Genomic DNA, 11994 nt, shown 5'->3' with positions numbered 1-11994 from the left:
TTAATGGTTTTATTCGCCGCAGGATTTCTTTTTGCGCTTATCCGCTACCTGGTCGGATTGGGTCAAATCGTCACCATCATCCGGAAATCGGAAAGACAAACGTTTGCCGACAATACTGTCTTGTGCGTGACCGACAAGGATATCTCGCCGTTCAGTTGGATGAAGTACATTGTTCTTTCGCACAAAGAACTGTCGGCCGACAACCGGGCGATCATCCGCCACGAAAAGGCACATATACATTTACGGCATTCGTGGGATATGATCTTTTTCGATCTTTTCTCCTGCTTGTTCTGGTTCAACCCGTTCTCGTGGCTTCTGCGCCGCGAAATTCAATCGGTTCACGAGTATCAGGCGGATCAGCAGGTGCTTCTTTCCGGCATCGATACGAGACAATATCAACTTTTATTAATCCGCAAAAGCGTAGGCGAATATAAATTTGCTTTGGCAAACAATTTCCGTCAGCGTGACCTGCAAAAACGAATTACTATGATGAAGAAGAGCAAAACCAACAGGCGAATGAAATGGAACTACGCAATGGCGCTTCCCATCTTGTTCCTGGCAATGATCGCGCTTTCGGTGCCGAAACTGAATGCGGGTATTCCTGAAAAGAAAAGTAACGAAGCAATTGAAAAAGAAACGGCTGTTTCCCCACAAACAAGAGATTCCATTATGATCTCAGTTTTAGGAAATGTGGATTTAGATACGGATCCTTTGGATTTAGGAAAAACAAAAATTGTTCCGGAAGATTCAGCATTGACTATCGATTCCAAGGAAAACGGCAACATTGTTATAAGAGGTTATCATGGAAAGAGCCGTCCATTAATGATTGTGGATGAGAAGAGAATCACTGCTGATGAATTTAAGAAAATTAAACCGGATGATATCGAATCCATCTCGGTTTTAAAAGACAAGACCGCTATCGATATTTATGGGGATGACGCGAAAGACGGGGTGGTTATTATAACTACGAAAAACAGCAACAAAAATGTGATAGCTATTGGTCCGGGGTCAATGGATTCTATTCGGGGTGATGTAAAAGGCTTGATAATAAGTACAAAGGAGAATAGTCCTCAATATTTGGATCTATTGCACGAAAATCCCCCTCTGATCATTGTCGACGGAGAAAAAATGACGAAAGATTTTGATGTCAATTCCATATCCCCTGCAGATATCGAATCGTTGAACGTATTGAAAGATAAAACGGCGACAGACCGGTATGGAGAAGACGGTAAAAACGGAGTTATCTCTATAATGACAAAGGAGAATTTGCAAAGCCGTGTCGGGATTGACGATAGAAATAAAAAAGTTATTCTGAAAGTCGTTACTTATAAAACGGGAGAAGTTGTACCTTTCGGCGATTTCAGCAATACCGAGATATTTATCGATGGCAGAAAATCGTCATTGGAACAGTTGCAACAACTCAATTCAAAAGATGTGAAAGGAATGGCCGTAGCATCTCAGGACCTTGATTTTGAAAGCGATCTCCACAAGAAATATAAAATTGCCCGAAACAAAAGTATTGTAGAAGTAACGGTGAAATAAACAGGAACTGACGCATGCTTTTTTGTTTAATGAAGGCGGGAACTCGCATTGCCCCGGTCAAAACCCGTAGGCCGCGCGGCGCATCTCCTTTTCCGATGCAAACGGATGCGGCGGTTTCAGGTAGCGTTCCAAAAATTTGTGTACCGTGAAACGGATATCGGTGGCTTCCTTGCTGTCGATGCGGTCGAAACCGTGGCCGCCGGAGGCTTCCTGAAAGATTTTGTATTCGAACTCTTTGCCGTACTTCTTGAGCGTGTCGATCATCAGTTGCACCTCTTCCACATACACATCGTTATCGTTGGTATTGGTGTAGATGAGCAACGGCTTGTCCAGATTTTGCGCGTAGTGCGTAGGCGAACGGCGGGCGTATTCTTCGGGATCCTCTTTAATGGATTCGCCGATATGATAGGGTGTGGTAAAATAAGCGGTATAACTCTCATCGTGCGATGCCAGGCGGTTCCCGAGATCGCTGACTGGAACCCCGGCGAATGCGCATTGGTATTTGTCGCCGTGCCGGAGGATCTGCATCAGTGCGATCATGCCGCCGTGACTCCATCCGATTACGCCTACCCGTGATGAGTCGACAATAGTATAGTTCTCGATCATATAATTACGGCTTTCCAGCACATCGTCGTTTTCCCGTCCGCCGTAATCGATGTTTTCGTAGGTCGATTTTCCGTAACCCGTGCTGCCCCGGTATTCGGCCGACACCACTATATATCCCTGGACAATAAGCTCGCGCACGATATGGTAATAATAAGTGGAGAAATTGGCATGTATTCCGCTGTGCGGAAGCACGATAAGGGGATGCTTTTTCTTGGGATTGGCATTCTTGGGGATAAAAACATAGCTGTAAAATTGGAGCTTGTTGCCGGCGAAGCGGTCTTCCGGGTCTTTGGGTTTCCAGCGGGGCGTGCTTGTGAGTCGCACCTTATCTATATGGGCTATCTCTTCCAGCCGGCGAAACCACATCAGGTCATCGATCTGTTTTTCTAATATATCGAAACGGTGTTGGTAATCCGAAAGTTTTTGTTCAAGCGACTTCAATTGCAATAACAGGGAATCTTCCTTCTGTGAAAATGCAGAAGAAATATTGAGAACGGCAACAATAGACGATATAAAGAGAATGTTGTTTTTCATAAGAGTAGGGTTTAGTGGAGCTTTTATATCATAATCCGGCTGAAACGGTATAGGCATCGTGATAAAAGATGAGTGTCCGTCGGTCCTTTTTTGCTTTGTCCATAAAACGTTTTTTCTCTTCCATGGCGACGGCAACGCTGTTATCATATGCCGAGAGCCAGCTTAGCGAGAGATTGAGTGAAGTGGGGACTACGTCGCCGGGAAAGGCATAATTGCCTTCTTCCGTATCCAAGAGCACCACGATCTGCCCCGGCGTGTGGCCGTCATACAGTTCCAGCCGGATTTGTTCGTCGAGCTGCATATCTTCCAGGACGAATTGTAATTGTCCCGCGTCGTATACCGGTTCAATGTTTTCGGGAAAAAAGGAACCCTTTTCGAAAAGCAAAGGGTTCCGGTAATTCTTCCACTGTGCGAGGCTTACATGATAGGTAGCATTGGGGTAGGTGGGAACCACTTCGTTATTGCTGTTCAAGACGGTGCAGGCGCCACAGTGATCGAAATGGAGATGGGTAAGGATCACATCGGTCACTTCTTCTGGCGTATATCCGATTTTCCGGATCTCCCCGGCGATATCTTTCTGATCGAAGGGTTGAAAAAATTTCAGCCGCGCATCGTGTTTGCCTCCCAGCCCCGCATCCACGAGGATACGCCTTTTGTCCGTCTCGATAAAGAGACACCGGAGCGCCATCACACACATGTTTTTTTCGTCAACCTTGTATTTTGCCGACCAATATTTTTTGGGTACGGGACCGAACATGACCCCGCCGTCACCCAGAAAATATCCCGATTCAATGATATGAAACGAGCACTTAGACCTTTCGTTCATAAATTCATATTTAATGCGAGTTCATTAACATTCGATATTCGCTCGTCGTGGCAGAGCTCAAGCAAGCTTGGCTCTGCCCCTTTGACTTAACGCGAATAATTCCATGCACCATAATGTAAAGAATAAAATAATCGTATGAAACTTGAACATACCTTTTAATGTGTATGCAAAATTACGTCTTTTTGTCGTATTTTATGCTGAATATGTCGGATTTTATCTCTCTGATATTAAACAGATACCGGTGTCAACCGGTTTTGTCTAAGCTGGAAAAAGAAGACCGGAACCGGATCTGTCCTTAAAAGATCCGGTTCCGGTTTGTTTACGGAGAAGCCTTGGGGCATGTGAAAAGCTCTGTCTTGTATCGGGAATTTTTATTCCGTGTCAGAAGTAAAGTTGCAGTCCAAGGGTTGCCTGATTGGCTTTTGGCCCTTTATTATCCCTGAAAAGATCGAACGGAGTGTAAGAAATAAAAAAACCAAAATCATTGACGCCTCCCTGAGCCAGTAAATCCAGTGTCACGGGACGAATATTCAGCTCGCCGGGGAGTTTTGTTTTCTGCTTTTTCCCGTTTTCGTCGTTCCACCATATTTTCGACGATGAGGCGGTCTTTACTTTGCCTACCACGCCGGCGTTAATAAAAAAATGCGAACCGCGGCCGATGTTCCAGTTGGTTTCAATAAGAAAGGGGAACGTGAGATAGGTGTAGTGCAAGCGCGATTTTCTGTATTCGTCGCCGGGGATGGTAGTGGTAATAACCGTCCTGTAATCCTCCACTTCGATGGCTTTATTGCTTTGCAGGTGAATGGCGTTAAATTGAATTCCCGCTCCAACGATCCCCGTAAAATTGCTGTTTCCCATACGCCATGAGCTTTCGATAAGGTTGAGGTTGTATTGTAGCGAACGATTGAGGTTAAGCACGGAAGCCAGTTCGCCATCGGAATCAAAGCCTTCCGGCAAGTTGGCGAATCCCACACCAAAACCGGCCCAGTGGGCACGGCTTGCCCGGCGATCCTTCTTCGGTTTGAAAATGTCGGGGATGGAAATTTCAAAACTGTTTTCGTAACGCCGTTCAATGCTCCTCTCTTCGGTAAAAATGCCTTCGTAGATCTTATGGTTCTGCACGGTATCGCCCTGTTCATTTCGATGGTAAACCGAGATATTCAGTTCGTTGTCGTTTTCGGAAATGACCACTTTACGGTTGTTGTAATGAAACGTAGTATCGGCCGGAAGCAACGGGGAAGCTGCCATATACAGGGCGGGCAGCAAAAAAGCGATGATAGATGTAATTTTCTTCATTGTTTGATCCTGTTTAATAATATTATTTTTTTATTTCTTGTTCGTGTTTGCTTCAGAACGGACCCGGTACCGTTTGAAGTGATGCCGTTTACGGATTGTTTGATGATCTGTCCGGGTCGTTATTCTTTTTTGATAAATAGCCGGTTGATCAGTTCTTCCGAATCCTGTCCGCCCTCCATATAGATGAGCGTGGCTGTTCCGTCGTCCCCGATTTTGAACAGGATATACCGGTGAATATGGTTTTCCTCTTCGGGTAGCTGATAATAACCCGACGAAATGATCCCATTGCTGATGACTTCTTTTATCTGGCGCGCCTGTTTCTTATCCGTTTCCAGGCATTGCTGTATATCGTCCAGAATGGGTTTGTCATATTGTACGGTAATGCTGCGGTATTTATCCAACCGGTAGTTATGGAGCGCCTTGCCGGAAAGCACTACCATGGTGGCGCCTTTTTGCTTGCCGTATTTTTCGAAAATACTATTGATCCTCAGGTTTTCCTGCGCTTGCATCGTTATACCGGAAGCTGCCAGCAGCAGGAAAAGGATCAGCAGACGTGGAAATGTTTTTTTTATCTTCATTGGGATATCATGTTGATTTTAATGAACTGTTTTTATTCCAGGATAAAACGGAGTTGATCTTCTATTATATCGCTTTCGGATCGCACTTTTCCGAAAGACGATTCGGCGTACTTGCGTACTGTGGCGGGATCAGTAATTCGTTTCCCGTTTACCCAAACGTAGTTTCCGTTCAGGGACGGGAATGGCTTATCGGGGCGCGTCAGCAATACGACGGCGATCAGCAGAGCGGCCGCCACGGCGGCTATTGTTCGCAATTTTCTCAGGAGTAAAGGTTTGCGGCGGGTGGTAATAGGGCTTTCGCGTTGGATCTCATTCAATACGGCCATTGCAGCCGATTCGTCATCGAGAAAGCGAAAAATGGGAGCAACTACCTGCATATCTTCGGGCAGGTCGTCCTGCGCGAAATAGCGGCGCAGCGTTTTTTCTTCTTCGGCAGAGGTATTTCCTTCGAAATAATTGTCTAATAAACGGCGAATATCTGTTGTCATTTTGTTGCTTGTTTGTTTCGGTAATACATTATATACAATTCACGCATTCGCTTGCGTGCCCGGGAGAGGTTGTTGCGTACGGCTTCGGCCGCCATACCCGTGATTTCGGTGATTTCGCCGGTCTCATACCCTTCGATATCTTTCATTTGCAGAATACGTTGTTGCAACGGCGGCAGCATCCCGATGATCCGGCGAATGGCGTCGCGTTCCTCTTTCTCTTCGAGCAACGAGTCGGGCAGTTGTTCTTCCGTTGCATTTCCGAGTAATTCCGTTTCATCGGAGAATGGTTTCCGGCAACGGATCTTATCAATACTCAGGTTTTTAACCATTGTCGTACTGTATGCCTCCATATTTTCATATGGATCGAACCGGGCACGGAAGTGCCAGATCTTCAGGCACACATCCTGCACCACATCCTCCGCGTCTTCGGTATTTCCGGTAATGCGGCGGGCGACTGCGAGTAACGAAGGACGCAGTGCAACGACTATTCTTTTGTATTCAACAATGTCCATACTCACTTAATCCGACGAATAAAGGGATAAAAACGTATCATCGGAACAGAAAAATTTTTTGAAATTGGCTGGGAACAGGGTGTATTCCCTTTTATTGTTATGGAATCCCCCTGCCTCCCCCAGGGAGGGCAGACGGGTTTATTATCGCCGGGTAATACAAGAAAATATACCATATGTATGGTATGAAACTTGATCATAATTTGTAATTTTGTGCAAAATTACGTTTTTCAGGGGACGTTTTCTACAAATAGAATGGTTGATTTTGTTTGTTCCTCCCGCTATCTGTTTGCCGACAATCAGGGGAGTTGGTGAGTGGTTGAGTAGAATCTGTCCGATATGTACTTGCAATTGAATAACAGGAGAAGATGTGGATAGCCCGGCAAAAGAAAAAAGAGAATATTGCGGAATATTTGCTGTATATGTGGCAATTGGAAGATATCTTACGCTCGTATGAACTGGATATCGACAAGGTGCAGCAGTTTCTTATTGACCCTGTGTATCATACGGAAGAGGAAAGAAAAGAAGCCCGTGACTGGTATGAGGGATTGATCATGATGATGAAATCGGAGGGTGTGCAGGAAAAGGGGCATCTGCAAATCAACAAGAACCTGATCCTAGATCTTACCGATCTCCATTTACGATTGTTGAAAGATCCCGGGAAATCCGCGTATATCGGTGCTTACTACAATACACTGCCCCATATTGTGGCATTAAGGGCAAAGTCGGGAAACAAAGATATTTCTGAAATGGAAACCTGTTTTACGGCTTTGTACGGATATCTTTTGTTAAAAATACAGAGGAAAGAGATCTCGGGTGAAACGCAGGCTGCCATCGCACAGGTTACTACCCTGCTGCGATTGCTTTCCCGGCAATATAAAACTTCCGGGGAAGAAGCCGGCAAGGGTGAAGCGTGGTCAGGTGATTAGGTGTTAAAGTGGTAAGGCAATCGGGGTTTTGGAATGTGATGATGAGTGAATGTGCCACTGTGATTAATGTCCCAATATATTGATTCATTGATGTGTTTCTCGCCTGATTGGGTTGAAATCAGCACTAAGGATAAACAATTAAAACGCGGTAACCAATTTGTAGTAATTAATAATTTGTAATTCGTCGTAGTAATTAGTAACGTAAACCAATAAAAAACGATGCCTATATTTACAGGAATAACCAAACATTTGGGGGGTACGGAAAAGGATACTCCGAAACAGCAGTTTTTTTACGGGTTGGTGCAGAAAAATGTGCTGGTGACCGGAGCGAAGGGTCAGTTGGGGAACGAGTTGAAAAAACTGACGGACCGTTTGAACCTGCCTTTCAGATTCCTCTTCACCGATGTGAGTGACCTGGATGTGACGGACAGGGAACAGGTTGCCGGTTTTGTGAAGGACTACCGCATCCGGTATATTATCAATTGTGCCGCCTATACGGCTGTGGACAAAGCGGAGACGGAGGCGGAAAAGGCATATGCCGTGAATGAAAAAGCCGTGGAGAATATAGCGATCGTAGCAAAACAGGAAGAGGTGAGGGTGATCCATATATCGACCGATTTTGTGTTCGATGGCCGGTCGAGAACACCCTATACGGAGGATATGGAGCCGTTTCCGCTCTCGATCTACGGCGAGTCGAAGTTGAAGGGCGAAAAAGCCCTGCAAGCCGCGGACGGTGAGTGGATGATCATACGTACTTCATGGATGTATTCGGAGTATGGTAATAATTTTTTGAAGACGATGATCCGGCTGATGAAAGAGCGGGATAGATTGACTATTGTGGATGATCAGCGGGGAACGCCGACCTATGCGGCAGATCTGGCGGAGATGATCCTCCATATCCTGCAGTTTTCTGAAGAGACAGAATGGAAAACGGGGATATACCATTTTTCGAACAGGGGAGAAACTACCTGGTTTGGCTTTGCCGGAGAAATCAAAAGGCTGGCGGATATCGACCGGTGCGAACTGGTTCCTGTCAACACGTACGAATATGGTGCACCGGCGCGTCGCCCGGCATACAGTGTGATGGACCTGTCGAAAATATGCGCTGCATTCCATGTGGATATCCCGGACTGGGAAGAGGCTTTGGGGAGATGTATCGGGGAATTGAGAGTGAAAAGTGAAAAGTGAAAAGTGAAAAGATAAGATTAAAAGATGACATTGAAAGAAGAGATACAACGCCGGCGTACATTCGCTGTGATCAGTCACCCCGACGCGGGAAAAACCACACTTACGGAAAAACTACTGCTCTTTGGAGGAGCTATCCATGTGGCGGGCGCCGTGAAATCGAACAAAATCAAAAAAACGGCCACATCCGACTGGATGGAGATCGAGAAGCAACGGGGTATTTCGGTAGCCACCTCAGTCATGGGTTTTGAATATGACCACCATAAGATCAATATTCTGGATACACCCGGTCACCAGGATTTTGCAGAAGATACTTACCGTACGCTTACGGCGGTCGATAGTGTGATCGTGGTGGTAGATGTGGCAAAAGGAGTAGAGACCCAGACACGTAAACTGATGGAGGTCTGCCGTATGCGCCATACGCCGGTGATGATCTTTGTAAACAAACTCGACCGTGAAGGGCGGGATCCGTTCGAGATCCTCGACGAATTGGAGGAGGAACTGAAAGTGAGTGTCCGTCCGTTGAGCTGGCCGATAGATATGGGAGAGCGGTTCAGAGGAGTATATAACCTGTACAGGAACGGCCTTGATCTCTATAAACCCAGTAAACAGGTGGTGACGGAATCGCTGCGGCTCGATATCCAATCACCCGAACTGGAGAACCATATCGGCGACCGGTTATCGAAGAAACTGCGCGACGATGTGGAACTGATTACCGAAGTCTATCCGGCGTTCGACCGTAACGGGTATCTCACCGGAAAACTGGCACCTGTATTCTTTGGCTCCGCATTGAATAATTTCGGGGTGAAAGAATTGTTGGACTGTTTTGTGGATATTGCCCCGTCGCCCCGCGAAATACAGACTGAAGAGCGTGTGGTGAATCCGTATGAGGAGAATTTCTCCGGATTTGTCTTCAAGATACATGCTAACATGGATCCGAATCACCGTTCCTGTATCGCCTTCGTAAAAGTCTGTTCCGGAAAATTCGAGCGAAACGTGAATTATAAGCATGTCCGTTTCAACCGGATGATGAAATTCTCGTCGCCGACGGCTTTTATGGCGCAGAAAAAAGAGGTGATGGACGAAGCTTATGCCGGGGATATTGTGGGCTTGCCCGATAACGGCAACTTTAAGATCGGTGATACGATTACCTCGGGCGAAGAACTGCATTTCAAGGGATTGCCGAGCTTTTCTCCCGAGATGTTCAAATATATTGAGAATGCCGATCCGATGAAGTCGAAGCAACTTCAGAAAGGGATCGAACAGCTGATGGATGAAGGGGTGGCACAGCTCTTTACCAATCAGTTTAACGGACGGAGGATCATCGGGACGGTGGGGCAGCTCCAGTTTGAAGTGATCCAATACCGGTTGCTGCACGAATATGGGGCGCAGTGCCGCTGGGAGCCTATCAATCTTTATAAAGCCTGCTGGATTGAAAGCGATGATGCCTTGCAACTGCAGGATTTCAAGAAGCGGAAATACCAGTATATGGCGCACGATAAAGAGGGTAGGGATGTCTTTCTTGCCGAGTCGAACTATATTCTAATGATGGCACAGCAGGATTTTAAGCATATCCGCTTCCATTTCAACTCCGAATTTTAAATAAGTCACCAAGAAAAGTATAATGGGGACGGTTTCCGTATCTTATTTCTTTTCTTGCTCATTATCAGCCTTTGCCAGATGTATCGTCATCTGCGGGAAGGGGATGTTCAGGCCGTGTGCATTGAGCGCCTCGTAAATTTGCTCGTTGAGATCGAAAGTAACCGGCCAGTAATTATCCGATGATGTCCATACCCTCAGCACAAAATCAATTGAGCTGTCGTTCATCTTCGCCATGCGGGAGAAAGGGGTGGGATTTTTCAACACGCCGGGGTGGTTTTCCGCAATATCGAGGAGTAACTGTTTTACTTGTTCCACATTCGATCCGTAATCGACGTTGACTGTCATGTCCACGCGGCGGGTAGGCTGTGTACTGTAATTGACGATGTTTCCGGTTGAGAGGGGGCCATTCGGAATATGGACCGTTTTATTATCGAAAGTGGTAAGCGTAGTATATAATATACCTACTGATTGTACCGTTCCCGCTACATTCTGCGCCTCGATATAGTCGCCGCCCTTGAACGGTTTATTGAAAAGCAACATTACCCCGCCGGCAAAGTTAGCCAGATTATCTTTCACAGCCAGGCCAACTGCCAGACCCACCGAGCCGATAAGGGCGGCAATAGAGACGGTTTTTATCCCCACCGTATTGATAATTAGTATGATAAGAACAATGAAGAGGCTGATGTTGAGGATATTCAGCAAAAAACTCCGCAGTGCGGTATCGTCTATTCTTTTCTCAAATACCCTGTTAAAGAATCCGGCCACACGTCGGATAATCCATTTTCCCACATAAAAGATGAGCAGGGCTATCAGAAGTTTGCCAAGGAAATCGATGCTACCGGTAAGGAACTGATCGAATAACTCTTCAAAACGGCCGGCTTTGATCAGTTCGGCTGCTGAAGCGATTTGTATATTTGCCGGGAGAGATTGGAGAGAATCGGCCTGTACTATAAGAGTTGCTGAAGACATATCGATTTATTCTTATTTTTAAGAATGAAGAGCCAAAGATAAATATTTTTGATTAAATTTGTTGCTTACATCTGCTTATCAGAATTCTTATGAGAATTTTTTTGCTGTTATTTATATTTCTATTCCCGCTACTTGCCATGTCTCTTTCCGGGCAAAATTACGAAGCCTGGGTGGACAAATCGGCTAATTTTATTGAAAAAAACAAACTCGATAGTGCGGCTATTGCTTTGCAAAAGGCGATGGCGCTGGAACCGGCAAATGAAAATAATCCCGTTTTATTGCTGAACCTCGGAATCCTGCAACGGCAACTGGGCCACTATGACGATGCATTTATTTCGTTTACCGCTTCCATGGCAAACAATCCGTTATCCGGTGTGGTGCTGCACAACAGGGCTTCCCTTTTGTGCGATATGGAGCGGTTTGACGAGGCGATGGAGGATTATAATACCATTATCCTCCACTATCCGGAGGATGTGGAGGCCTATTACCGGAGAGGATTGCTGTTTCTCGAAAAGAATGACAGGGCCAGAGCAGAGGCCGATTTCAAAGCGTCGGAGGCAATAGATACGGACAATATGTACACGAAGTTGAGCAAGGCGCTGCTTTATAAGCTGGACGATAATTGGGAGGCCGCTGAAAAGATCTATACCGGGCTGATTCAATCCTCTTCTACGACCGATCCCAGCTTTTATATGAATCGGGCGGAATGTTACGTGAACAGTGACCAGATATTCAGGGCGTCGGCCGATTTACGGGCTGTGGAAGGGTCACAGAAAGAGAATCCTTATTTCTATATCCTCCGGGGACGGGTTCGTCTCGTACAGTTTGACAAAGTGGCTGCCCGGGCCGATTTCCAGAAAGCCAAAGAACTTGGATATGATACCGATATAGTGAATGATTGGCTGAAGAAAACGGAATAAAAATAGTATA

12 protein-coding genes are annotated in these 11994 nt (G+C 46.0%); 5 read left to right on the top strand and 7 right to left on the bottom strand.

Translation table 11 applies throughout. The annotated features are described in order from the left end of the window. A partial coding sequence (locus Q0502_RS08410) for a TonB-dependent receptor plug domain-containing protein (RefSeq protein WP_298649575.1) occupies window positions 1-1542 on the top strand: 1542 nt, incomplete at its 5' end. Between the two features lie 57 nt (window positions 1543-1599). Here Q0502_RS08410 and Q0502_RS08405 read toward each other — a convergent pair. The 6 genes from Q0502_RS08405 to Q0502_RS08380 form a co-directional block, all read right to left on the bottom strand. Further along, window positions 1600-2682 (bottom strand): prolyl oligopeptidase family serine peptidase, encoded by a 1083-nt coding sequence (locus Q0502_RS08405; protein WP_298649572.1) that lies wholly within the window; start codon window positions 2680-2682, stop codon window positions 1600-1602. Between the two features lie 28 nt (window positions 2683-2710). Continuing rightward, window positions 2711-3508: an MBL fold metallo-hydrolase gene (locus Q0502_RS08400; protein WP_298649571.1), complete on the bottom strand. Its 798-nt coding sequence runs from the start codon at window positions 3506-3508 to the stop codon at window positions 2711-2713. 381 nt (window positions 3509-3889) lie between these two features. Then, window positions 3890-4804, bottom strand: coding sequence for a hypothetical protein (locus tag Q0502_RS08395; protein ID WP_298649568.1), 915 nt, complete (start codon window positions 4802-4804; stop codon window positions 3890-3892). Between the two features lie 119 nt (window positions 4805-4923). After that, a complete protein-coding gene (locus tag Q0502_RS08390) occupies window positions 4924-5382 on the bottom strand; it encodes a DUF6108 family protein (protein WP_298649567.1) in 459 nt (152 codons plus the stop codon). Window positions 5383-5414: 32 nt separating this feature from the next. Next, window positions 5415-5870, bottom strand: a complete 456-nt coding sequence (locus tag Q0502_RS08385; RefSeq protein WP_298649565.1) for a hypothetical protein — start codon at window positions 5868-5870, stop codon at window positions 5415-5417. Beyond that, on the bottom strand, window positions 5867-6382 hold the full coding sequence (locus Q0502_RS08380; RefSeq protein WP_298649563.1) for a sigma-70 family RNA polymerase sigma factor: 516 nt from the start codon (window positions 6380-6382) through the stop codon (window positions 5867-5869). The genes Q0502_RS08385 and Q0502_RS08380 overlap by 4 nt, the downstream gene beginning before the upstream one ends. 365 nt (window positions 6383-6747) lie before the next feature. On the opposite strand from Q0502_RS08380, the gene Q0502_RS08375 reads away from it, so the two are divergent. The 3 genes from Q0502_RS08375 to Q0502_RS08365 all read left to right on the top strand — a co-directional run bounded on the left by Q0502_RS08375 (window position 6748) and on the right by Q0502_RS08365 (window position 10095). Continuing rightward, complete coding sequence (locus Q0502_RS08375) at window positions 6748-7308, top strand: DUF4924 family protein (RefSeq protein WP_298649561.1); 561 nt, start codon at window positions 6748-6750, stop codon at window positions 7306-7308. Window positions 7309-7527: 219 nt separating this feature from the next. After that, window positions 7528-8496, top strand: coding sequence for a dTDP-4-dehydrorhamnose reductase (gene rfbD / locus Q0502_RS08370; protein ID WP_298649559.1), 969 nt, complete (start codon window positions 7528-7530; stop codon window positions 8494-8496). Between the two features lie 24 nt (window positions 8497-8520). Further along, window positions 8521-10095: a peptide chain release factor 3 gene (locus Q0502_RS08365; RefSeq protein WP_298649556.1), complete on the top strand. Its 1575-nt coding sequence runs from the start codon at window positions 8521-8523 to the stop codon at window positions 10093-10095. Window positions 10096-10137: 42 nt separating this feature from the next. On the opposite strand, the gene Q0502_RS08360 is transcribed toward Q0502_RS08365, so the two are convergent. Then, window positions 10138-11064, bottom strand: a complete 927-nt coding sequence (locus Q0502_RS08360; RefSeq protein WP_298649553.1) for a mechanosensitive ion channel domain-containing protein — start codon at window positions 11062-11064, stop codon at window positions 10138-10140. Between the two features lie 89 nt (window positions 11065-11153). Here Q0502_RS08360 and Q0502_RS08355 point away from each other — a divergent pair, with 89 nt between their 5' ends. After that, window positions 11154-11984 (top strand): tetratricopeptide repeat protein, encoded by an 831-nt coding sequence (locus tag Q0502_RS08355; RefSeq protein WP_298649551.1) that lies wholly within the window; start codon window positions 11154-11156, stop codon window positions 11982-11984. The last annotated feature ends 10 nt before the right edge of the window (window positions 11985-11994 follow it).

Source organism: uncultured Proteiniphilum sp., from assembly GCF_937873925.1.
Lineage (GTDB): Bacteria > Bacteroidota > Bacteroidia > Bacteroidales > Dysgonomonadaceae > Proteiniphilum.
Note: the sequence above shows the minus strand (reverse complement) of the source record. Positions and strands in the feature narration are given on the sequence as shown.

Coding starts and splice junctions, on each gene's coding strand:
- Q0502_RS08355 (WP_298649551.1), top strand. CDS start 11,154: ATGAGAATTTTTTTGCTGTTATTTATATTTCTATTCCCGCTACTTGCC.
- Q0502_RS08400 (WP_298649571.1), bottom strand. CDS start 3,508: ATGAACGAAAGGTCTAAGTGCTCGTTTCATATCATTGAATCGGGATAT.
- Q0502_RS08385 (WP_298649565.1), bottom strand. CDS start 5,870: ATGACAACAGATATTCGCCGTTTATTAGACAATTATTTCGAAGGAAAT.
- Q0502_RS08405 (WP_298649572.1), bottom strand. CDS start 2,682: ATGAAAAACAACATTCTCTTTATATCGTCTATTGTTGCCGTTCTCAAT.
- rfbD (WP_298649559.1), top strand. CDS start 7,528: ATGCCTATATTTACAGGAATAACCAAACATTTGGGGGGTACGGAAAAG.
- Q0502_RS08360 (WP_298649553.1), bottom strand. CDS start 11,064: ATGTCTTCAGCAACTCTTATAGTACAGGCCGATTCTCTCCAATCTCTC.
- Q0502_RS08365 (WP_298649556.1), top strand. CDS start 8,521: ATGACATTGAAAGAAGAGATACAACGCCGGCGTACATTCGCTGTGATC.
- Q0502_RS08395 (WP_298649568.1), bottom strand. CDS start 4,804: ATGAAGAAAATTACATCTATCATCGCTTTTTTGCTGCCCGCCCTGTAT.
- Q0502_RS08390 (WP_298649567.1), bottom strand. CDS start 5,382: ATGAAGATAAAAAAAACATTTCCACGTCTGCTGATCCTTTTCCTGCTG.
- Q0502_RS08380 (WP_298649563.1), bottom strand. CDS start 6,382: ATGGACATTGTTGAATACAAAAGAATAGTCGTTGCACTGCGTCCTTCG.
- Q0502_RS08375 (WP_298649561.1), top strand. CDS start 6,748: ATGTGGATAGCCCGGCAAAAGAAAAAAGAGAATATTGCGGAATATTTG.